Here is a 20,462-nt window from a genome sequence, read left to right on the forward strand (position 1 = left end):
GGCGGCGCCGTCGTCGGGCCGGGCGGCGTCGTCGTCGTCGCTAGGACGGCGTCGCCATCGTCAGAAGGTGAAGGACAGGGTGCGCAAGCCGGCGCCGGTGACGTGGATGGTCACGGTAACCGCGGAGTAGTCGGGAATGTGGAGGACACCGTCCGGCAATTCGCCGGCGTTGGGTCCCACCGCCACGGTCCGGACCCCGGCGGCGACTCCCGCGGCGATGCCGGCCGGGGCGTCCTCGAACACCACCGCGTCGGCCGGGGCGACACCCAGCAGGGAGGCCGCCCGGAGGTATCCCTCGGGGTGGGGTTTGCCCCGCATGACATCCTCCGATGTGACCGAGACGGCCGGGACGGCGATCCCCGCGGCCGCCATCCGGACCTCGGCCAGGTCCCGTGACGCGCTTGTCACCAGCGCCACGGCGTCCGGCGGCAGGCTCGCCAGCAGCTCCGGGGCGCCCGGCACCGGAACAATGCCCCGGGTCTCGGCCAGCTCCATCCGGCCGAGCTCGGCCGCGAGGGCCTGGATGTCGGAACCGGCCGGGGCGAACCTGCGGACCGTGTCCATGGCCTGGACGCCGTGGGAGGAGCGCAGGATCTCGCCGATGTCCAGGCTGTAGCGGGCCGCGAACGTGGTCCAAACCTGCTCCACGATGCTGGTGGAATCCACCAGCGTGCCGTCCATGTCGAACAGGACGGCGCGCGCGGTCAGGGTGGTGGTGCTGGAACGGGATGGAAAGCTCATGCCTCCATCCTGCCGCATGGCCCCGCCCAACCCGTTAGCCGGCGGCCTGCCGCGCGCAGCCTGCCGGGATCAGCCGTTGGGCCGGTGGGGGATGTACTGCACCGCCCATTTATTGCCGTCGGGGTCGGCGAAGTGGACAAAGTGCCCCCAGTCCTGGACGTCGACGTCGCTGACGTCCACGCCGTTGTCCTTGAGCTGCTTGTGCGCGGCCTGGATGTCGCTGACCACTAGCTGCAGGCTGGGGGCGGTCCCGGGCGGGGCGTCGTTGAGGCCCTCGCCGATCGCAATCGAGCAGCCGGAGCCCGGCGGGGTCAGCTGGACGAACCGGAGGCCCTCCATGGGCCGTTCGTCGTAGTCGGCGTTGAAGCCCACCTTGTTGACGTAGAAATCCTTGGCCCGGTCCACATCGGACACCGGCACAAACACGAGTTCAAGTTTCCAATCCATGGCGCACAGGCTAGCGCGGTCCGCGGCGAGGCGGAAGGGATTCTCCGTGTTGCGCCTCGGCGTCGCCGCCGCTAGCCGGCGATGCCGTACAGGCGGTCTCCGGCGTCGCCCAGGCCGGGCACGATGTAGGACTTCTCGTTGAGCTTCTCGTCGATCGAGGCCAGGACGATCGTCACGTTGGCTTCTGACAGTTCTTCCTCCAGCTTGGCCAGGCCCTCCGGGGCGGCGAGGAGGCAGATGCAGGTGACGTCGGAGGCGCCGCGCTTGAAGAGGAACTTGATGGCCTCGCGCAGGGTTCCGCCGGTGGCCAGCATGGGATCGAGGACGAAGATCTGCCGGTCCGTGAGGTCCTCCGGGAGGCGCTCGGCGTAGGTGATGATGTCCAGGGTCTCTTCGTCGCGGGCCATGCCAAGGAAGCCGACCTCGGCGGTGGGGACCAGCTTGGTCATGCCCTCGAGCATGCCGAGCCCGGCCCGGAGAATCGGGACCACCAGCGGGGTCGGCTTGGTGAAGGCGGTGCCGACGGTGGTGCTGACGGGCGTCTCGATGGTCACCGGTTCGGTGCGGACGTCACGCGTGGCTTCGTAGGCCAGGAGCGTGACAAGCTCCTCGGTGAGCTGGCGGAAGACCGGGGACGGGGTGTTCTTGTCCCGCAGAACGGTGAGCTTATGGGCGACCAGCGGGTGGTCCACAACGAGAGTGCGCATGGGTCAAAACTATCACCCGGATGCTGAGGACCGTCCCGCTGGGCCGGGGGTATCGGCGTCGTTCGCGTCGGTCTGTACCGTGCCGCCGGCAATGCCACCAGCAGTGGCGCTGACGGCGCCGTCATGGAGGTGCGCGGGATGCTCGAAAGTCGGCGCGTCGCCCGCGTGCTCCCGGCGCCGCAGCGCATGGAAGAACCGGTGCGCCATGATCACAATCCCCACCCAGGCCAGCCCGATGACCCAGCCGACGATCACGTCGGTCAGCCAGTGATGGCCCAGATAGACCCGGCTGAGGCCCATCGCGACGATGAAGATCACACCCGCGGCGATCAGGCCGATCCGGGCACCGGTCCGTTTGATCTGCAGGCAGGCCAGGTACACCACGAGGGCGATCACCACCGTGGTGTTCAGCGTGTGGCCGCTCGGGAACGACGGCGAGGTCTCGTAGGGCGGCACGGCGTCGGCGTGGTCCGGGCGGACCCGGCCGATCATTTTCTTGCCCAGGGTTGTGGCAGTCACCGACACGGCGGCCGCGCCGCCGATCAGGATCAGCGGGCGCCAGCTCCGGGAGGTGAAGATCAGCAGCGCCGTCAGGATGCTGCCCAGGATGGGCATCCCGATGCCGCCGCCGATGTTGGTGAACCCGGTGATAAAGGCGTCCAGGCCGGGGCTGCGCAACTGTTCCATGAACGCCAGGGCCGGCTTGTCCAGGTTCGCGAGGCCGGCGTCGTCCACCACGTTGTCGTAGACCTCGGCACTCACCAGCGCCAGGATCACCACCACCACGCCGCCCACCAGCATGGTGATCCAGAGGGCCGCGTACGGCACCACCCATTTGCCCCAGCGATGCGCCAACCAGTTCTCTGTTCCGGTGGTCACGGCCGTCTCCCGACTACTTGTCTACATTAACTGCTGTCTACATTAACTACGTGTCTACATTAACTACGTGGCCGCACAGCCGAGCTGCACAGCATGCTTAGGGTCGAAACTATCATTGACCCATGACTGCCCCTGAGCCGCGCCATGCCGAATGGATGAGCCTTGCCCTGGCGGAGGCCCGGAAGGCCCTGGCCACCGCGGACGTGCCGATCGGCGCCGTCGTGATCGGACCGGACGGTTCCGTGTTGGGCGCCGGGCGAAACGAACGCGAGGCCCTGGGGGACCCGACGGCGCACGCCGAGATGGTCGCCATCCGGGAGGCCGCCGCGCGGTTGCGGGCGCACCGGGCGTTGGAGGGCAAGGGCGACGACGGCTGGCGGCTGGAGGACTGCACCCTGGTGGTGACGCTGGAACCCTGCGCGATGTGCGCGGGAGCGGTCGTCCTCGCCAGGATTCCGCGGGTGGTGTTCGGGGCCTGGGATGAGAAGGCCGGCGCCGCCGGTTCCGTGTTCGACATCCTCCGCGAGCGCCGGCTCAACCACTGGGTGGAAGTCGTTGCGGGCGTCCGGGAGCAGGAGTGTGCCGCGCTGCTGCGGGAGTTCTTCGCCGGGCACCGCGCCTGATCCGTTCCGGCTAACTCACGCCGCCGTCAGATGACGCGGCGGCCGGTGACCCTGCCGCGGCGGCTTCTGCAGCTGCCGCGAGCCCATCGATCCGCTTCTGCCGGGAGGCCGGCGAGTCCAGGCTGAAGGCCCGGAAATCACCGAGGTCCTCGCGGATCCAGGCTTCCACCTCGGCGATCCGCTGCGTCACGGCGGGCGTGGGGCCGTGGAACAGCCAGGGCACGATCCTCTCCTTGGCGGGATCGTACTGCCAGAGTCCGATGATCCGGCCGCGGTCCAGGATCGGGTGGTCCGGGAGATCGGCCTGCAGCGCGAGCGACCCCAGCGCCGGCTTGTGCAGGTCCTCCCCGGCCAGCAGGTCCGCCGCGTTGCGGCGCAGCAGGAACAGGGAGTCCGTTCCGGCCAGCAGCTGGATCTGTTCCCCCGCCGGCTCCTCGAAGGCTGCGAGGCTGCCGAGGTCCTCCGGCAGCATCCACAGCGGGTCGCCGCCGGCGGTGGCCAGTGCGGTGGGCACCTCGACGGCGCCGACGGCGGCGAGCGCCGCCTTGCTTTGCGCCACGGTGAATCCCGTGAACCACTGCGACTGTTTGAAGGTGGCTCCGCCGGTCCAGCCCAGGTAGCGGCGGATCAGCTCGGTGCGCGCGTCGTCGTCGTCAAGATCGCTGGGCGGCAGGCCCCAAGGCTGGTAGGCGTAACGCTGCTGGTCCAGGCGCCCGTTCGCCGGGACCCGGCGGATCCGACCGTCCGACTGCAGGATCCCCAGGGCGGTAGGCAGCGTGGTGGTGGCGCCCTTCTTCTTGCCTTCCTCCCCCAGGTTGCGCACTGAATCGCCCAGCTCGTCCTTGAGCTGCCGCGGATCCATGGGCCCATCCGCTTCGGCGAGGGTGTGCAGCACCTGCTCTTCCAGAAGCGTGATCTCACCGCGGTCCACGCCGAGCCGGCCGACCACCTTGAATGCCGACTCGGCCGCATCCCGGCCCAGCTGAAGCGCCCAGGCAAAGTCCTCGCGGCCCAGGACGTACGTGCAGCCGCGGGCGACGGGAAGTTCAAGGATCCGGTGGGCGAGGACGTCGGCGTCCACCTGTTCGCGGCGGATGCCGGCGCGGGCGAAGAGCGTGAGGTAGGGGTTGGCGCCGCCCACGGACCGAGCCCAGCCTGCCCGGGCCAGGACCTGCTCCGCCGTGCAGCCGGCGAGCGAGCCGTCCAGGCCCTGACGGTGCCAGGACCATGCCCGGAGCTGCTCCGGGGTCAGGCTCTGCGGCTCCGGCAGATTGACGGGCTCCTCTACCGACGGCGATGGCGTGGCGACAGGGTGGGTGCTCATGGGCTCATTCTCCAACAGCTTCTCTGTGAGCGGTATCAAGAAGCCGTATCAACCCGCGCCGTCTGCTTTCCCGGTGGCCCCGCTTCACCGGTTTCAGTGGTTTCAGTGGTTTCCGCGGGTTCCGCGGTTCCCGTCGACAGGAAGCCCAAAACGGTCCGCGCGGTGGCATCCCAGCCGGGCAGCCGGCCCCGGGCGGCCGCTGCCGCCTCCCGCCAGCGGTCCCTGAGACCGGGATCGTCCAGCCAGCGGCGGAGCAGGTCCGCCAGCGGGGCGGGGTCCGTTCCGAGCACGACGGCGGCGCCCGGCAACCCCGGCGCCGGGAAGTCTGGCGTCGGGAAGGCCGGCGCGGCAGTGCCGGTCAGGGCGCCGGCGGCGAGCGCCTCGACGGCTCCGGTGCCCTCGCGCACCACCACGGGAATGCCGCGGGCCAGCGATTCGGTGACCACCAGCCCGTAGGTTTCGGCCCGGGAAATCAGCAGGCTGAGGTCGGCCGCATCCCATTCAGCATCCAGTGCCGGGCCCTGGAGCTCGCCCGGGATGCGGACCCTCCCGGCCAGGCCGAGTCGTTCCAGAGAGGTCCGGAGCTGCGCGGCGTAGGCAGTATCGGCGGTGTCCGAGCCGATGAGGGACGCCGTCCAGGGCACATCCGCGAGCCGGCCGAGCGCGTCCAGCAGGAGCGACTGGTCCTTGTTCGGCAGCAGCGCCGCCACGGCGATAAGGTGCGGGGCGCCGGGGCCGGCGGACAGGCTGCCGGCCGCGAGCGGTGCCGGCGCGGTCCCGGGCAGGGCGACCCGTATGCCGCCGAGCCCGTGGCGGGCGCGGATGTCCGCCGCGGCTGAACCGCTCGTGCAGATGACGCCGGCGGCGGCCCGCAGGGCCCTGCGTTCGCGCTCCGGGTGGTCTGGCAGGGGCATGTGCAGCAGGATCCAGACCCTGGCCCCGGCCGCAGCGGCCGCTTCCAATTCGTCGGGCGCGCCGCAGGCCAGGAGGCTGTCGACCACCGTCACTGTGCCCAGGGTTGCGGAACCGGCAGTGGCGGCACCGGCAGTTGCGGGGCCGCCGGTCCTAGCCGGGCCGCCGTCGGGCTCCGCGTGCAGCAGCCTGGCCAGGCGCCGCCGGTCCTCCGCGCTGCCTCCCGGCCAGTCGCCGTCGAGCGGGCAGGTTTCCACCGCGGCACCGAGGGCCGCCAGTTCGGCGGCGAGCGCCGCGTTATAGACGTTGCCACCGGAGTTGTGCCGGACGTTGCCGGGCACCACAAGACGGATGCGAAGGCTGGCCGGCGGCATCTGCGGCGCCTAGCGGGCGTCGAAGTCCAGCGAGTAGCTGGCCCAGGCATCGGGGGTCTCGCGCAGGGTGACGTCCAGCCCGGCGAGGTCGCGCCCGTCCGTGCCGACGCGGATCTGGGCGGCGACGGCGTCGGCGATGTACCGGGCGAGGGCTTCGGTGGTGCTCAGCTTGCCGGAGAAGTCCGGGTGCTCGTCGAGGTTCTTGTAGTTCAGCTCGTCCAGGACCTCGTCCACTGCGTCCCCCGCCGCGCCGATGTCCAGCACGATCGCGTCGTCATTGAGTTCACGACGGCGGAACGTCACCTCCGTGACGAACGTGGCCCCGTGCAGGCCCTGGGCCGGGCCGAAGACCTCGCGCGGAAGGCTGTGGGCAATCATGAAGTTGCGGCGGACGGTCAGACTAAACACGGGCTACCTCGTGGCTTCGGTGGGCTGGTCGGTGGATTTGAACTCAGTGGGCTCGTCGGCGGATTGAGCGACGCTGGATTGGGCTTCGGCGGACGGGTACTCAATCACGTGGCAGAGGGCATCCAGGGTCCCGTCGGCGAGCCGCTGGACGGTGCCGGGGAGCTGCGCGAACGGCGAGGATCCGGTCAGGAAGACGTCAAAGACCGGGTCCTGCAGCAGGGACGCTGCGAGCGCGAGGCGCTCGGCGCTGGTGCGGCGGTGCCTGCGGGCGCGGGCCACCATCCCCACCTGGCTGGCCCGGATGGACAGGCGGCGGGCATGGAAGTCCTCCCCCAGCGGGAGGGTGACCAGCCGGTCGGCGTACCAGGACATTTCGATGATGTCGCCTTCGTCGCCCACCAGCTGCAGGCCCCGTTGCAGGCCTTCCTGGGACGCGGAGCAGTGGATCACGATGTCGCAGTCCGGGAGGGCGTCATCGGGGTGGCTGAAGTCGACGCCGAGGGCGTCGGCGAAAGCGCGCTTGGCAGGGTCGACGTCGATCAGCTGCAGCCGTGCGAGCGGAAAGCCGGCCAGGAGCCTGGCCACCATGCCGCCGACCAGTCCGGCCCCGATCACGGCGACGCGGTCGCCCAGGCGGGGCCCGGCCTCCCAGAGTCCGTTGATCGCGGTTTCCACGGTGCCGGTGAGCACCGCGCGGCGGGCCGGGACGCCGTCGGGGATCACCGTCAGGGATTCGACCGGGACGATGAAACGGTCCTGGTGCGGGTAAAGGCAGAAGACGGTCTTACCTGCCCAGCCCTCCGGCCCGGCGTCGACCACCCCCACGGTGAGGTAACCGAACTTCACGGGGTACGGGAACTCCCCCGCCTGGTTGGGGGCGGCCATGGCACCGGCGACGCACTCCGGGACACTCGCGTGGTGGACCACCAGCTCGGTGCCCTTGCTGATCCCCGAATACAGGGTCCGGACCAGCGCCTCGCCGGGCCCGGGGGCGGGCAGGTCCTCGCCCCGGAGCTCGCCCTGTTCCGGGCCGACGGTCCAATAGGCGGTGGCGGTGGTGTGCCGTTCAGAAGTAGTCATTGTGCTTACGAATCTAGTGCCCGCACAGTTCGCCGGGAAGGGTGCAGGGTTTCGGCGAGTCGGCGTGCGGGTGCCGTTGGGGCTCGTTTTGTGGATGGGCGCCTTGCTCCGGTACCCTAGTCAGGTTGGTGACGTGTCCGAGCGGCCGAAGGTGCAACACTCGAAATGTTGTTTGGTGTAAAAGCCAACGTGGGTTCAAATCCCACCGTCACCGCCAAAGAAAACCCCCGGGAAACCGGGGGTTTTCTGCATCCTGCGGAACTTCGTGGTGCATTTTTGGTGCATATTTCGAGGAATTGCGGCCGCGACGGGATGCCAATGCATGCCCATGAGCCGTGGCGCCTGTCCCCGCGGCGGCGCCAAGATCCTTCACCTTAGAGATGGAAGCTCCATCTGGGCCAGTCGTTTCACGGCTTCGGGCGTCGGCCGGCCGTGTGCCTCGTCCAGGGCGACCCTCAACTGCGCGGCCAGAATGTTACGGCGTAAATGCATAGCCAAGACTCTCCGTGACGCCGGATCGGGTCGAAGCTTCCCGTCCGGCGACCTCAGAGTGACGAAGGTGACGGCAACTTCGGGTGCGTTAGCTGTGCAAGTCGTACTACCACCTCCGGCGTCGGATTACCCTGGACCTCGTCCAGGGTAATCCGAAGTTGGGCCGCCCGGATTCCTCTCCTTATACGCGGAATGGTTTCTGCCCTTGACGCTCGGGCTTCCTCATTTACAGCGGACATTGGCTCGCCCTCTCTGCACGTTGCGTTCATCATTCCAGAGAGCGCAACACCCGCCAAGGCTCCGCATACACCCAGGCGAGAACCGCGCCCAGTACCAGGCATCGGGAGCTGTAACTGCCCCTCGTATTCCCATCGTTTTTGGGAAAGCAAATGTGTAGCGTGAGGCTGATGGAGCCCAAAACCAGCCTCGCCGCGCGCGCCCGCTAGCCCGTGGCCAGGTTCATGAAGGCGGCCATCGTCGTGTGCTGGGTTTTCATGGCGGGTGCCGTCATTGCCCTCGTCGCTGCGAACCACCTGAGTCCGGCTGCGCTGACGGCAATGATCGCCGCCATAGCCTGCATGGCGGGCATCTTCGTGGTCCTCTACCAAAGCATGGGGAAGCTGGCGCGGGATCCCAAATACTCGCTTGCGGGGAAGGGGCTGACCCTCGTGTATGCCTTTGCCGCCGTCTCGATACTGCTGATCTTCTGGTCAACCTCCCTGTAACGCTGGGGCTCTGGGCCGCCGGACGGGCCTACTCGCGCGCGGGCGGGTTTTTCACAGCTCGACGGTACAGCCACAGGCCCAGCATCAGGAAGGCCAGGTCCAACGCCATGACAAACCAGACGAAGACTGTTGCGGAGCGGCCCTCCATCAGCACGGACCATGCCGTGTTGGCCAGCAGCATCAAGCCCAGGATGCTCATATAGATGGCCTGGACCTTCGTCGGTTGCTTCCACTTCCTGACGCCCATGCCCTGATACTAGCGGCTGGCCCAAGGGGCTCACCGCGCAGCGAGCCACGTCAGGCCGGGCATTGCCTAGATCCCCGGGCCGGAACGGGTTAGGGTGGCGGCAATAGTCGGCTATCGGATGGGGGGCCATGGAGTTCAGGCGTTCGATCGTGCGGCGCACGCCTCTGTGGATACTCGTGCTGGTCATTGCCACCGCATATGCTGCCCTGCAACTGGGCATGCGCCTCCTTCGGGGCAAGGAGGTCGGCGCAGATGACGTCGCCGCATACGGCGTCTTCGGCGTGGCAATCGGCATCTTCACGGTGTGGATGGCTGTCCGCGCCGCACGCAAGGACCGTGCCCTACCTCCCGACTCGCCCACCGCAACGAATCTCAAGAAGGCCATCTCCACCGGACAGCTGCCGGAGCACGCGTCCGCGGAACTGTGGGAACCGGAGCTGATCAACTTGCTCATCCAGGATCGGCGCGGGGCGTGGATCGTGTCCGTGTTTTTTGGCCCTGCGACCGTGCTGGGAGTCTTCATCATTTTCGACCCCGGCGAGAACCCCTGGCTGGGAGTGGTTTGCAGTGTTGTTTTCCTCAGCTTGGCTGTCGGCTTCCCGCTGTGGGTCCGGCACCGCCGGCCACGGATCCAGCGGCTTCTCGACCAGTTCCCGGAGGAGGAGTCATTGCGGCGATAACAGGAGCGATCCTTTGAAACCTCGACAGCTGGGCATGTTTCTTCTGTGCGCGGGCGCCTTGAATGCCCTCATCGGCACCATCATGGCCATTCAGATCCCACCAGAGCGCATCGGTATCTCGCCATACGTCCTCGCCCTCAGCGGCCTCATCTTGATGTTCGGCGGGTACTACACCGGGAAGCGCAAGGACTGGAACTAACGACGCCGGCGTTGACGACGCCGCCACCGCCACATTCCAGCGGCCGATTGGTTAGCTCCCGGTCGAACCCTCTGCTCCACATGCTAGACGCTGCGCGTCGCGGCGCCAGGGAGCGCCGGCTTTCGCCTTCGTTCGCTCCGGGCGCGCCTCCCCGGCGTTCACGCGAATCCCCCTTGTTCGAGGGCGTCCAGGGCCTCAAGAACCGGGCCAGGCCCGTCAATTGTCAGCACGTCAATAGGGGCGTGCCCCACCAAAGAGCGGCTCAGATCCTTCAAGCCAGAGAAGCGCGGACTCGGGCGCCATCATGGACAGCAACCGTGACACAACCGTGCGCCCTTCCTGACCGGCAGCACGGGCCACCATAGCTTCAAAGTCTTCCGGTCCGGTCATGCCGCCCAGCCTAATCCGGACCAGTCCATGCGGTAAGACCCGGCGGGCTGGCTACAAGCCGTGTTCTGAAATCGGCCGACCTTTTCCTTCTGCGCCGAGACCCATGACTTCAGCGCCCACAACATGACGGTCATTATGTTGTGGATTGACTGCGCACTCTCGGGCGAAGAAGCGGCCAGCAGCCTGGTGGGTGTTTGCACTACGATCCGCCGGTATAGGAACCTGCGCCGACAGGGTTTTGCCGGCGGGTGCCGCGGGAGGACGGGCTCACCTCCCGCGAGCCTAACGTCGCCTCATACTCCCGGACTAGGCCCGACGAGCCCCCTTGTGCAATGGCGAACGTCATGCAACAGTGCGCCCATGACTCAATCCATCGATGCTAAGGTCGCGCGCAAACTCAGCACAATTCCAGTTCGCGTGTCTCGCCAAATGACCGCCACCGATTATCAGGTGCGCGTGGCCGAGGTCCTCAACCTTTTTGACATAGAAGCAGTGGGTGACGAAACGGGTGTGCATTACGGGGGCGAGGGCGTTGCGCTGGAAGATCAGCCTCTACTCGCGGCCATTCGCGTACTCATTGGAAGGCGATTCGGCGTACCAGATGATCTACATTAGGCCGACAGTAGGTGTCCTTCGGATCTGGTGTCGCGTTCCTGGGTTTTGGTCCAGACGAAGGGGTGGCATCGGTCTTTCCAGCCGTCACACCGGTTCTGAATCAAACTGCCATATTCACCTGGCTTGAGCCGCAGGGGTTCCGCCGGGTTCAACCCCGCAGTTATACCGAGTACTTGGCGGTTCTAGGTTTTTCCCTAGAACCGCCAAGTACTCGGTATAAGTGGCAATAATTTGGGGACAGGGAGTGTCTCAGGGCGGCGCTGATTTGGTTGACGATGACTGGTTTGGATGTCCCTGTCGGACGGGGGTGGATGCTGAACAACCTGCTCAGTGTCAATGTCACGCTCCGTCGGCATCAGGACATTGCCCCGGACGGTGGACCTTTTCGAGCCGGCGCCGTGGCAAGATAACACCCATCATGAAGGCGGTTGCGGCGCGCTCCTGACGCGGAATGGGTCGGACAGCCATAGCCAGCAGCAACACGGTCAGCGTGTGGGCGCATACCAATCTTGCCTAGCGAACCTGCCCCTGGTGTCGGCGGTGCCCAGAACATCTGCGCGGAATCCGCTGGAGAAACCGGCTGCCGGGATTCCTGCCCGCCTAGGCCGGGCGCCCTTGATGCCAGTGTGACCCGTGAGGTTATACTCATGGCTTGGGGGCGCCTTAGACGGTGTATGTCGGAAGCGTTCAGCAGCCAAAAACTATCTGCCAACCACCGACAGGAGGTGCGGGGAACCGTGCCAGCATTGAACGATCGATCTTCCGTAAAGCGGCAGCCGCTGCCGCCCTATCCGTTGCCCTGGGAGCCGGAGCGCTCACCGCGGCGGCCCCGGCGAACGCCGCGACCTGTCCAACGGAATTCAATCGCTGTCCCGCCTCATGTCCCGACACTACCGCGCCTTGCACAGCCGGCGTGTCCACCGTGTACGTCACCCCAGGAACAATCCTGGGGGCGAACAAGTACGGCTGGCCCAAGGGCACCAAACTGGAATACCGCTGGTTCAGGAACGGCGAAGTCTTCGCGGGCGGTTGGCATGAAACCACCAAGGTCTGGCCAGGCAAAGGCGATAAGTACGTCGTCCGCGTCAAGGGCACATTGAACGGCAAGGTCAGCTACCGGTTCAGCAGGACGTACACCGTCCGCTAACCACCACGCCCAGAGAACCCCCGTCAGTCACCACGACTGGCGGGGGTTTTGTCGTTCCTAGGGGCTACTGTCCGGTCCGTGGTGAAGATAGATGTTGAAGCGGTAGGCGCGATGCTCGATGAGATGCTGGCAGTCCCCAGCCGCTCGCCATTCGAGGAACTGGAGCCCGATTACGAATTCCTGGATACAGTGACTCGCCTATAGCCCGCCATCAACCTGACCGTGGGCACATTCTTGGCACATTCTGGGCACATGCCGCGAAATGGTGTGATGTCGAGTGATGTAAATACCCGCAATCTAGCGGTTCGCCCTGCCACTATTGGCGCCGGAGAGGTTTCAAATCCCACCGTCACCGCGAATGAGAAAGGCCCTGCTTCCCTTTGTTTACAAAGGGAAGCGGGGGCTTTTGCTTTTCCTGGAAAAGGGCCCCCGCGGTAACGCAGCAGTCACAGAACATTAGTGAACGGGTGTGGGCAACCGCATGTGGGGCCCTCTGGGCGCAGCAAGGCCGGGGCAACGCGCAGTTTGCGATCGACACCCTCACCGAGGCGGCTGAGATTCTGGTCAACCAGGCCTAGACCGACATTGAGACCCACAATCCGGCCTATGCGCTCCGGTGAGGAGACCGTCGGGGACCCGCCGTCGGAGGCATTGGCGAGGATGCCATCACCTGCTAGGCTCCCCAGAATCCCCACACGACCGCAAGCACGTCGCAATCACTCTGGAGGTTCGCGGTGCCGGACACCACCTGCCACATGTCGATCTCGCTGGACGGCTTCGTCGCCGGGCCGGACCAGAGCCGCGAGAACCCTCTGGGCAAGCGGGGGCTGGAGCTGCACGGCTGGCACATCGGCGACCCGCGGGCCAACGATGCCGACAAGGTCGCGAACGGCTGGCTCATGCGCCCGCGGGGCGCGTATGTGATGGGTCGGAACATGTTCGGCCCGATCCGCGGGGACTGGGATGAGGAATGGACCGGGTGGTGGGGAGCCGAACCGCCGTACCACGCGCCGGTGTTCGTGCTGACCCATCATGGACATGACCCGATCCAGATGGACGGCGGGACCACCTTCTACTTTGTCACCGAGGGCTTCGACGCGGCCTACTCCGCAGCGCGCCAGGCCGCCGGGGACAACGGCGTGGACATCGCCGGTGGGGCCTCGACCGTCCGACAGGCACTGATCGCCGGCGTGATCGACGAGCTCACCCTCGATATCGCACCGGTCCTGCTTGGTTCGGGCGAGCGCATCTTCGATGGGGTTGAATCCTTCGGCTTCGAACCGGTCGAGGTGCTTCACTCGCCGCTGGCCACCCACATCCGCTATCGCCGCGTCAGCTAACTCTGTTCGCGCTGCCGGTCTCCCGCGCAGCAGGACGGTCATTCACCCGGCTTGGGGTAGCAAGTGGCGACGGCGAGACGGTTGGTGGACCAGCCCGGTGCTGTGGCGGGTGGACGTCCAGTTCGAGGTTCCGGCGAGCGCGGACAGGCGCTCAGGTCTCCTCGTCGAGCTGCTCCATCTCCAGGCACGCGTCCTCGTAGGACACCTCGCCGTTGCGGAATGCCTGCTCGAGTTCCTTGGCCCTGCTGCGTGAAGAGGCCGAGCCCAGCCTGCCCGTGATGCCGGCCAGATAGTCCAGGCGCGCGTGCGTGGGCCGGTGGCCTTGGGTGACCAGGTGCCTGCAGATCGCAGTGCGGAACCAAACGCCAGGGTGCATCACGCGATATGCGTAGGCTCTGGGATCGACTAAGTACATGCCTCCATGGTTCAACTCCCCGCTGAGAAGACCATGAGTTTCTTCTGGGTGATCTGGGCAAACGACTTCCCGGGACAGTAACAGACAAACAGGAGGCCCTGCTTTCCCTAGGCACAAGGGACGCAGGGCCAGTCTCGCGCCTACCCGCGAACAATCACCACGTCCAGGGTCCGCGGGCCATGGACGCCTTCGACGCGTTCGAGTTCGATGTCGCTCGTGGCGCTGGGGCCGCTGATCCAGGTCTGCGGGCGGGTGCCGTCGAGCCGGCGGAGGGCCTCCGGCAGGATGGCGGTAATGTCCCCGGCCCGGACGATGCAGATGTGGCGGTCCGGGACGAGGCTGATGACCCGGCGCCCCTGGTCAGGGCCCGCGTCGAGGATGATGGTGCCGGTTTCGGCAACCGCGACGGCGCTGCCTGTGACGACGGCGTCAATCCCGTCGAGTTCCCCGACGCTGAGCCGGTGCCCGGGTGCGTCGGTGACGCGGCGGCTGGAACCGCCGTCGTGCGCGTCCGCCTCCGCGAACAGCGCCTCGTCCAGACCGTGGGGCACGGCGTAGCGGCCGGTTCCCTCGAGGAGGACCGCGAGCCGCTGCGGCACCGCGGCCGCTTCCTCGACGGAGACGTTCGCCTTGTAATCCAGGAGCCGGTCCGTCAGCAGTTCGATGAGCTCCTCCTCGCCCAGCCCGGAGGTGCGGCGGTAGTCGCGGGGCACCTCCGGTACCGCCGGGGCGTCCCGAAGGGCCGAGCGGATCCGGTCCAGTATGTCTGCGCGCGCGTTCACGGGTTCTCCTCTGCTCCGGCTGATCCTGGACCGGCTGCCTCGGTGCCGGTTGCGGCGGCCGGGGCCTGGTGTTCCTTGTCCCACCATTGCCGGAAGGACTGAGCCGGCGGTGCCGGGATGTCCCGGCTCTGGGTCCAGCCGGCGGCGATGCCGGGCAGTTTGGTGATTTTCCGGTCCGGTCCGGCGGCAAGCCGGCCCAGGGGCAGTGCCTTCTCCACGAGGCCAAGGTTCTTGCCGGAGGACAGCGCCCAGGAGGCTGCCTTCATGCCAAGGTCCATCTGGCTCGGCACACGCTTCTTGCCGCGCTTGCTGTCCACGTCCTCGCCGCGCAGGTGCACCAGGATGTCCGGGATGTTGATCTTCACCGGGCAGGCGTCGTAGCACGCCCCGCACAGGGAGGAGGCATAGGGCAGGGAGTTATTCTCCTCGGCCGTGATCCCGGTCAGCAGCGGGGACAGGATCGCGCCGATCGGTCCCGGGTAGGTGGATCCGTAGGCGTGCCCGCCGGTGCGTTCGTAGACGGGGCAGACGTTCATGCAGGCGCTGCAGCGGATGCAGTGCAGGGCCGAGCGGCCCATCTCGTCGGCCAGGGCGGCGCTGCGTCCGTTATCCAGCAGGACCAGGTGGACGTTCTGCGGCCCGTCGTCGGGCGTGACGCCGGTCCACAGCGAGGTGTAGGGGTTCATCCGCTCGCCCGTGGAGGACCGCGGGAGCAGCTGCATGAAGACTTCGAGGTCCTCCCACCCCGGCAGCAGTTTTTCGACACCCATGACGGTGATGAGCGTTTCCGGCAGCGTCAGGCACATGCGCCCGTTGCCTTCGGATTCGACGACGGCGAGGGTCCCGGAGTCTGCGAGGGCGAAGTTCGCGCCGGACACGGCCACCCTGGCGCTGAGGAACTTGCGGCGCAGGTGTGCCCGGGCGGCCGCGGCGAGGCGGGCCGGCTCGTTGGTCAGCTCCGGGTCCACGCCCTCCATTTCGCGCAGGAAGATGTCCCGGACCTGGCTGCGGTTCTTGTGGATGGCCGGGACCAGGATGTGGCTGGGCTTGTCGTGGTCCAGCTGGACGATGAGCTCGGCGAGGTCGGTCTCGTAAGCCGCGATGCCCTGTTCTTCGAGGTACTCGTTGAGGCCGATTTCCTGGGTGGCCATGGACTTGACCTTGACCACTTCGGTGGCGCCCTGGTCCCGGATGAGGGCGGCGACAACCCGGTTGGCTTCGCCGGCGTCGCGGGCCCAGTGGATGGTCCCGCCGCGGGCGGTGAAGTTCGCCTCGAACTCTTCGAGCAGCTCCGGCAGCCGGGCCATGACGGATTCCTTGATCGCCCGGCCGGCCTCGCGCAACTCCTCCCAGTCGGGGAGTTCGGACACGACGGCCAGCCGCTTGTCCCGGATGGTCCGGGTGGCGTGGCCGAGGTTGGCCCGCAACTGGGGGTTGCCGAGCTCGCGGCGGGCGGCTTTCGGGAAGGGCTCGTGTTCGTGCAGGTTGCCGATGCCGAAGACCGGCAGGGACGGCATCCCCAGGAATGTGCCGCTCATCGTGCGGTCCTTCCGGTGGTGAGGCGGACGTCGCCGGAGACGGCGACGGGATTCTCGAGGGTGCTGGCCAGGATCTCGGCGAAGTGCATCGTGGTGACGCCGCTGCCCTGCCGGGACAGTCCGCCGCCGATGTGCATCAGGCAGGACGCGTCGCCGCCAGCGCAAAGTTCGACGCCCGTGCCGCAGATGTTGGCAGTCTTGTCCGCCAGCATCGCCGAGGACACATCCGCGTTCTTCATCGAGAAAGTGCCGCCGAAGCCGCAGCACTGGTCGGCCTCGGGCAGTTCGGCCAGCTCGATGCCGCCGACCGAGCGCAGCAGGTCCAGTTGGCGGTCGCCGAGCCGGAGCAGGCGCATGCCGTGGCAGCTGGGGTGGTAGGTGATCCGGTGCGGGAAGTACGAGCCCAGCTGCGCCGCGGCGTCCGTTACTCCGAGGACATCCACCAGGAGCTGGGAGAGCTCGTAGGTTTTGGCTCCGACGGCGGCGGCCCGGGCTTCCAGCCCGGCGTCCCCGCAGCGGCGGGCGACCATGGGGTGCTGGTGTTTCACGGAGGCGACGCAGGAGCCGGAAGGTGCGACGGCGACGTCGTACTCATCTTCTTCGAACGCCTTCACATGGTTGGCGACGACGGGCAGCGCCTCCTTGAAGTAGCCGCTGTTGACGTGCATCTGCCCGCAGCAGGCCTGCCCCGCGGGGAAGATCACCTCGTGGCCGAGGCGTTCGAGGATGGACACCGTGGCGCGCGCAGTGGCCGGGTACATGGCGTCCACGATGCACGTGGCGAAGAGTGCGATCCTCACAGGGCACCTCCGCTGGTGACAGGGCTGGCGGCGGCCCGGGCTGAGGGCACATACTCCGCCGGCTGCTGGGAGGCACGCACCACTGCGCGCAACTCCCCCAGCCCGCCGCTGAGCACGCCGGCGGCGCGGGCCTGGACCAGGACGTTGCCCAGCGCCGTGGCTTCCACGGGTCCGGCCAGCACGGGTTTGCCGGTGGCGTCGGCGGTGAGCTGGCACAGGAGCTGGTTCTGGGATCCGCCGCCCACAATGTGCACGACGCCGGCGTGCACGTCCGCGAGCCGTTCGGCGTCGGCGATGGTCCGGGCGTAGCCGGCGGCGAGGCTGTCCAGGATGCACCGCACGATGTGCGCGGGATGCTCCGGCAGGACCGCCCCGGTGTTGCGGACCGCGGCCCGGATCCGTTCGGGCATGTTGTCCGGGGCGATGAAATAGGGGTCGTCGGCGTTGATGACCGGTCCGCCGGGCGGAAGAGTCGCGGCCGCGTCGAGCAGTTCCTCGAGCCCCGGCCGGTAGCCTTCGGCGGCCCAGGTGCGCTGGCATTCGCTGAGCAGCCAGAGGCCGCCGACGTTGCGCAGGTAGCGGATGGTGCCGTCCACGCCGCGTTCGTTGGTGAAGTTCGCGGTCCGGCTGGCCTCGGTCAGGACCGGATGGGTCAGTTCGACGCCGACCAGGGACCACGTGCCGGAGGAGACGTAGGCGAAGTTCTCGTTAGTGCCTCCGGCGCCAGCACCTCCGTCGCCAGCGGGTACGGCGGCGACGGCAGAGGCGGTGTCGTGGGAGCCGACGGCCACCACTGCGGTGGTTTCGGGAAGTCCCAGGCGTGCCGCGATGTCCTTGGTGAGGGTGCCGAGGATCTCGCCGGGCTGGATCAGCGGCGGGAACAGGTTCGTGGGCAAATCCAGGGCGCTGAGGAACTCCGTGGCCCATTCCCCCGCGACGGCGTCGAAGAGCCCGGTGGTGGAGGCGTTGGTGGCCTCGGTGCGGCGCTGGCCGGTCAGCAGGAACCCAATGAGGTCCGGGATGAGCAGCGCCTGCAGCCCCTTTAGGACCGGCTCCGTGGCGAGCTGGTAGATGGTGTTGAAGGGCAGGAACTGCAGCCCGGTGGTGGCGTAGAGCCGGGCCGGATCGAGTTTTTCGTGGACCCGGGAGATGGCGGCACGGGACCGGTCGTCGCGGTAGCTGAACGGCGCCGCGATGAGTTCACCGGCGTCGTTGACCAGCCCGTAGTCCACCGCCCAGGTGTCGATTCCGATGCTGGCGATGCTCTCGCCGCGGGCCGCGGCCGCCGTGGCGGCGGCCGCGAGCCCTGCGAGGACCTCGGCGAACAGCGCGTCGAAGTCCCAGCGGAGGCCGCCGTCGAGCTCCTTGACGCCGTTGGGGAACCGGTGCACGGTCTCCAGCTCGGCGCTCGCCCCACCGGGGCTGCCCGCGACCCGGCCCAGGATGACCCGGCCGGAGGACGCGCCAATGTCGATTGCGACAAACGCGCTGCGGGCAACGACACTGCCGCCGTCGACACCGGTATCCGCTGGTGGCACGGCGCTCATCGCAGGAAGGCCGCGGCCACGCCGGCGTCCACGGGGATGTGGAGCCCGGTGGTGTGGGAGAGCTCGCTGCCAGTGAGCACGGCGGCGGCGTTGGCCACGTTTTCGGGCAGGACCTCGCGCTTGAGCAGGGTGCGCTGGGCGTAGTACTTGCCCAGCTCCTCTTCCTGCACCCCGTAGACGGCGGCGCGCTTGGCGCCCCAGCCGCCGGCGAAGATCCCGGAGCCGCGGACCACGCCGTCGGGGTTGATGCCGTTGACCCGGATCCCGTACTCGCCCAGTTCCGCGGCGAGGAGCCGGACCTGGTGGGCCTGGTCTGCCTTGGTGGCGGAGTAGGCGATGTTGTTCGGGCCGGCGAAGACGGAGTTCTTGGAGGAGATGTAAATAATGTCCCCGCCCATCTCCTGGCCGATCATCACCTGCGCGGCGGCCTTGGCTACCAGGAACGAACCCTTGGCCATGACGTTGTGCTGCAGATCCCAGTCCTTTTCCGTGGTTTCCAGGAGCGGCTTGGAGATGGAGAGCCCGGCGTTGTTGACCACCAGGTCCAGTCCGCCGAAGGCCAGGACGGCTTCCTGGATGGCGGCGGCGATCTGGGCTTCGTCGGTGACGTCGGCCTGGACCCCGATTGCGACGTCGGCGCCGCCGAGTTCCGCGGCCACGGCCCGGGCGTTGTCCAGGTTCAGGTCCGCGATGACCACGCACGCGCCGTCGGCGGCGAAGCGGGTGGCGATCGCCTTGCCGATGCCCGACGCCGCCCCGGTCACCAGGGCGATCCGGCCAACATGGGATTTCGGCTTGGGCATCCGGGCCAGCTTGGCTTCCTCCAGGGCCCAGTATTCGATCCGGAACTTCTCGGATTCCTCGATCGGGGCATAGGTGGAGACGGCTTCGGCGCCGCGCATGACGTTGATGGCGTTGAGGTAGAACTCCCCGGCCACCCGGGCGGTCTGCTTGTTCGCGCCGAAGGAGAACATGCCGACGCCGGGCACCAGCACGATCGCCGGGTCCGCGCCGCGCAGGGCAGGGCTGTCCGGGGTTGCGTGCCGGCCGTAATACCCCTGGTAGTCCTCCCGGTAGGCGGCGTGAAGTTCCTTCAGCCGGGCCACGGAGTCTTCAACCGGGGCGTCGGCGGGCAGGTCCAGGACCAGCGGCTTGACCTTGGTGCGCAGGAAATGGTCCGGGCAGGACGTGCCCAGGGCCCCGAGCCGCGGGTGCTCGGCGCTTTCCAGGAATTCCAGGACGGCGGGGTCGTCGCTGAAGTGCCCCAGCTGCGGCTTGTCCGTGGAGGCGAGTCCGCGGATCACAGGAGCCAGGGCGGCGGCCTTCGCGCGCCGCTCGGCCTCCGGGAGGGCGGAGTAGCCGGGCAGCTTGGGACCGAACGGTTCGTTCTTGCCATGGTCCTTGATGTACTGCTCGGCCTGTTCGATGATCCACAGCGAGTTCGCTTCGGCTTCCCCGCTGGTGGCGCCCCAGGCGGTGATGCCGTGGCCGCCCAGGATGGTGCCGACCGCGTGCGGGTTCGCGTCCTTGATCGCGGCGATGTCCAGGCCGAGCTGGAAGCCGGGGCGCCGCCACGGCACCCAGGCAACTTTCTCGCCGAAGATCTCTTTGGTCAGTGCCTCGCCGTCGGCGGCCGTGGCGATGGCGATCCCGGAGTCCGGGTGCAGGTGGTCCACGTGCGCGGCGTCGACCAGGCCGTGCATGGCGGTATCGATCGACGGCGCGGCGCCGCCCTTGCCATGCAGGCAGTAATCGAACGCGGCCACCATCTCGTCTTCACGCTCGACGCCGGGGTACACGTTCTTGAGTGCCTGCAGCCGGTCCAGCCGCAGGACGGCAAGGCCTTCGGCGTTCAGCGTGCCCAGGTCCCCGCCGGAACCCTTGACCCACAGGAGCTCGACGTCCTCGCCGGTCACGGGGTCCTTCTCGGCGCCCTTGGCGGAGGTGTTGCCGCCGGCGAAGTTGGTGTTCCGCTTGTCCGCGCCGAGGCGGTTGGAGCGGGAGATCAGTTCTTCAACAGTCTTGTTGGTTGTGTTCTGCATGTTCATGC

Annotated in this window: 22 protein-coding genes and 1 tRNA gene; 8 read left to right on the top strand and 15 right to left on the bottom strand. The window is 67.6% G+C overall.

Annotated elements, in window-relative coordinates; genetic code table 11:
• Nucleotides 1-60: 60 nt before the first annotated feature.
• From C560_RS0117860 to C560_RS0117875, 4 genes are all read right to left on the bottom strand, one after another.
• Nucleotides 61-741 carry an HAD-IA family hydrolase gene (locus tag C560_RS0117860; RefSeq protein ID WP_026539216.1) on the bottom strand — a complete coding sequence of 227 codons (681 nt, stop codon included), beginning with the start codon at nucleotides 739-741 and terminating at the stop codon, nucleotides 61-63.
• 69 nt (nucleotides 742-810) lie between these two features.
• A complete protein-coding gene (locus tag C560_RS0117865; protein WP_026266579.1) occupies nucleotides 811-1,188 on the bottom strand; it encodes a glyoxalase superfamily protein in 378 nt (125 codons plus the stop codon).
• Between the two features lie 71 nt (nucleotides 1,189-1,259).
• Entirely contained in the window at nucleotides 1,260-1,895 is a 636-nt protein-coding gene (upp, locus tag C560_RS0117870; RefSeq protein WP_018774274.1) for a uracil phosphoribosyltransferase, read from the bottom strand.
• Between the two features lie 12 nt (nucleotides 1,896-1,907).
• Entirely contained in the window at nucleotides 1,908-2,774 is an 867-nt protein-coding gene (locus tag C560_RS0117875; RefSeq protein WP_026539217.1) for a phosphatase PAP2 family protein, read from the bottom strand.
• Between the two features lie 122 nt (nucleotides 2,775-2,896).
• On the opposite strand from C560_RS0117875, the gene C560_RS0117880 reads away from it, so the two are divergent.
• Nucleotides 2,897-3,397: a nucleoside deaminase gene (locus C560_RS0117880; RefSeq protein WP_026539218.1), complete on the top strand. Its 501-nt coding sequence runs from the start codon at nucleotides 2,897-2,899 to the stop codon at nucleotides 3,395-3,397.
• 10 nt (nucleotides 3,398-3,407) lie between these two features.
• Here C560_RS0117880 and C560_RS0117885 read toward each other — a convergent pair whose 3' ends face one another.
• The 4 genes from C560_RS0117885 to C560_RS0117900 are packed head-to-tail and all read right to left on the bottom strand — an operon-like array spanning nucleotide 3,408 to nucleotide 7,495.
• On the bottom strand, nucleotides 3,408-4,721 hold the full coding sequence (locus tag C560_RS0117885) for a DNA glycosylase AlkZ-like family protein (protein WP_026539219.1): 1,314 nt from the start codon (nucleotides 4,719-4,721) through the stop codon (nucleotides 3,408-3,410).
• Between the two features lie 35 nt (nucleotides 4,722-4,756).
• Complete coding sequence (locus tag C560_RS22355) at nucleotides 4,757-6,007, bottom strand: glycosyltransferase (RefSeq protein ID WP_026539220.1); 1,251 nt, start codon at nucleotides 6,005-6,007, stop codon at nucleotides 4,757-4,759.
• A gap of 9 nt (nucleotides 6,008-6,016) precedes the next feature.
• Entirely contained in the window at nucleotides 6,017-6,415 is a 399-nt protein-coding gene (locus tag C560_RS0117895; RefSeq protein ID WP_018774279.1) for a 6-pyruvoyl trahydropterin synthase family protein, read from the bottom strand.
• Nucleotides 6,416-6,418: 3 nt separating this feature from the next.
• A complete protein-coding gene (locus C560_RS0117900; RefSeq protein WP_026539221.1) occupies nucleotides 6,419-7,495 on the bottom strand; it encodes a dehydrogenase in 1,077 nt (358 codons plus the stop codon).
• A 127-nt stretch (nucleotides 7,496-7,622) separates the two neighbouring features.
• Here C560_RS0117900 and C560_RS0117905 point away from each other — a divergent pair.
• Nucleotides 7,623-7,712, top strand: a tRNA-Ser gene (locus C560_RS0117905).
• Nucleotides 7,713-8,436: 724 nt separating this feature from the next.
• Complete coding sequence (locus tag C560_RS23470; RefSeq protein ID WP_155855823.1) at nucleotides 8,437-8,712, top strand: hypothetical protein; 276 nt, start codon at nucleotides 8,437-8,439, stop codon at nucleotides 8,710-8,712.
• A 28-nt stretch (nucleotides 8,713-8,740) separates the two neighbouring features.
• Here C560_RS23470 and C560_RS23475 read toward each other — a convergent pair whose 3' ends face one another.
• On the bottom strand, nucleotides 8,741-8,959 hold the full coding sequence (locus tag C560_RS23475; RefSeq protein WP_155855824.1) for a hypothetical protein: 219 nt from the start codon (nucleotides 8,957-8,959) through the stop codon (nucleotides 8,741-8,743).
• 128 nt (nucleotides 8,960-9,087) lie between these two features.
• On the opposite strand from C560_RS23475, the gene C560_RS0117920 reads away from it, so the two are divergent.
• From C560_RS0117920 to C560_RS0117940, 5 genes are all read left to right on the top strand, one after another.
• Nucleotides 9,088-9,639: a hypothetical protein gene (locus C560_RS0117920; RefSeq protein ID WP_026539223.1), complete on the top strand. Its 552-nt coding sequence runs from the start codon at nucleotides 9,088-9,090 to the stop codon at nucleotides 9,637-9,639.
• 13 nt (nucleotides 9,640-9,652) lie between these two features.
• Entirely contained in the window at nucleotides 9,653-9,838 is a 186-nt protein-coding gene (locus C560_RS23480; RefSeq protein WP_155855825.1) for a hypothetical protein, read from the top strand.
• 750 nt (nucleotides 9,839-10,588) lie between these two features.
• Nucleotides 10,589-10,843: a hypothetical protein gene (locus C560_RS23485; protein WP_155855826.1), complete on the top strand. Its 255-nt coding sequence runs from the start codon at nucleotides 10,589-10,591 to the stop codon at nucleotides 10,841-10,843.
• Nucleotides 10,844-11,756: 913 nt separating this feature from the next.
• Entirely contained in the window at nucleotides 11,757-11,990 is a 234-nt protein-coding gene (locus C560_RS0117930; protein ID WP_026539224.1) for a hypothetical protein, read from the top strand.
• A 755-nt stretch (nucleotides 11,991-12,745) separates the two neighbouring features.
• Nucleotides 12,746-13,330 (top strand): dihydrofolate reductase family protein, encoded by a 585-nt coding sequence (locus C560_RS0117940; RefSeq protein ID WP_197026187.1) that lies wholly within the window; start codon nucleotides 12,746-12,748, stop codon nucleotides 13,328-13,330.
• Nucleotides 13,331-13,481: 151 nt separating this feature from the next.
• Here the strand turns inward: C560_RS0117940 and C560_RS0117945 are convergent, their stop codons facing one another.
• The 6 genes from C560_RS0117945 to C560_RS0117970 form a co-directional block, all read right to left on the bottom strand.
• Nucleotides 13,482-13,709 (bottom strand): hypothetical protein, encoded by a 228-nt coding sequence (locus tag C560_RS0117945; RefSeq protein WP_155855827.1) that lies wholly within the window; start codon nucleotides 13,707-13,709, stop codon nucleotides 13,482-13,484.
• A 176-nt stretch (nucleotides 13,710-13,885) separates the two neighbouring features.
• Complete coding sequence (locus tag C560_RS0117950) at nucleotides 13,886-14,527, bottom strand: LutC/YkgG family protein (protein ID WP_026539227.1); 642 nt, start codon at nucleotides 14,525-14,527, stop codon at nucleotides 13,886-13,888.
• Nucleotides 14,524-16,065, bottom strand: coding sequence for a LutB/LldF family L-lactate oxidation iron-sulfur protein (locus C560_RS0117955; protein WP_026539228.1), 1,542 nt, complete (start codon nucleotides 16,063-16,065; stop codon nucleotides 14,524-14,526). The genes C560_RS0117950 and C560_RS0117955 overlap by 4 nt, the downstream gene beginning before the upstream one ends.
• A complete protein-coding gene (locus tag C560_RS0117960) occupies nucleotides 16,062-16,865 on the bottom strand; it encodes a (Fe-S)-binding protein (protein WP_026539229.1) in 804 nt (267 codons plus the stop codon). The genes C560_RS0117955 and C560_RS0117960 overlap by 4 nt, the downstream gene beginning before the upstream one ends.
• Nucleotides 16,862-18,412, bottom strand: a complete 1,551-nt coding sequence (locus tag C560_RS0117965; protein ID WP_026539230.1) for a rhamnulokinase — start codon at nucleotides 18,410-18,412, stop codon at nucleotides 16,862-16,864. Before C560_RS0117965 ends, C560_RS0117960 begins: the two co-directional genes overlap by 4 nt.
• The gene (locus tag C560_RS0117970) at nucleotides 18,409-20,454 is read right to left on the bottom strand and encodes a bifunctional aldolase/short-chain dehydrogenase (RefSeq protein ID WP_231494389.1); all 2,046 of its coding nucleotides are present in this window, start codon (nucleotides 20,452-20,454) and stop codon (nucleotides 18,409-18,411) included. Before C560_RS0117970 ends, C560_RS0117965 begins: the two co-directional genes overlap by 4 nt.
• Nucleotides 20,455-20,462 lie beyond the last annotated feature (8 nt).

Origin of the sequence: Arthrobacter sp. 9MFCol3.1, from assembly GCF_000620385.1 — a bacterium.
GTDB lineage: Bacteria > Actinomycetota > Actinomycetes > Actinomycetales > Micrococcaceae > Arthrobacter.

What these genes read in the sequence shown, in the direction of transcription:
- C560_RS0117860 (WP_026539216.1), bottom strand. Translation starts at nt 741, where the DNA reads ATGAGCTTTCCATCCCGTTCCAGCACCACCACCCTGACCGCGCGCGCC.
- C560_RS0117865 (WP_026266579.1), bottom strand. Translation starts at nt 1,188, where the DNA reads ATGGATTGGAAACTTGAACTCGTGTTTGTGCCGGTGTCCGATGTGGAC.
- upp (WP_018774274.1), bottom strand. Translation starts at nt 1,895, where the DNA reads ATGCGCACTCTCGTTGTGGACCACCCGCTGGTCGCCCATAAGCTCACC.
- C560_RS0117880 (WP_026539218.1), top strand. Translation starts at nt 2,897, where the DNA reads ATGACTGCCCCTGAGCCGCGCCATGCCGAATGGATGAGCCTTGCCCTG.
- C560_RS0117885 (WP_026539219.1), bottom strand. Translation starts at nt 4,721, where the DNA reads ATGAGCACCCACCCTGTCGCCACGCCATCGCCGTCGGTAGAGGAGCCC.
- C560_RS22355 (WP_026539220.1), bottom strand. Translation starts at nt 6,007, where the DNA reads ATGCCGCCGGCCAGCCTTCGCATCCGTCTTGTGGTGCCCGGCAACGTC.
- C560_RS0117900 (WP_026539221.1), bottom strand. Translation starts at nt 7,495, where the DNA reads ATGACTACTTCTGAACGGCACACCACCGCCACCGCCTATTGGACCGTC.
- C560_RS23475 (WP_155855824.1), bottom strand. Translation starts at nt 8,959, where the DNA reads ATGGGCGTCAGGAAGTGGAAGCAACCGACGAAGGTCCAGGCCATCTAT.
- C560_RS0117920 (WP_026539223.1), top strand. Translation starts at nt 9,088, where the DNA reads ATGGAGTTCAGGCGTTCGATCGTGCGGCGCACGCCTCTGTGGATACTC.
- C560_RS23485 (WP_155855826.1), top strand. Translation starts at nt 10,589, where the DNA reads ATGACTCAATCCATCGATGCTAAGGTCGCGCGCAAACTCAGCACAATT.
- C560_RS0117940 (WP_197026187.1), top strand. Translation starts at nt 12,746, where the DNA reads ATGTCGATCTCGCTGGACGGCTTCGTCGCCGGGCCGGACCAGAGCCGC.
- C560_RS0117955 (WP_026539228.1), bottom strand. Translation starts at nt 16,065, where the DNA reads ATGAGCGGCACATTCCTGGGGATGCCGTCCCTGCCGGTCTTCGGCATC.
- C560_RS0117965 (WP_026539230.1), bottom strand. Translation starts at nt 18,412, where the DNA reads ATGAGCGCCGTGCCACCAGCGGATACCGGTGTCGACGGCGGCAGTGTC.
- C560_RS0117970 (WP_231494389.1), bottom strand. Translation starts at nt 20,454, where the DNA reads ATGCAGAACACAACCAACAAGACTGTTGAAGAACTGATCTCCCGCTCC.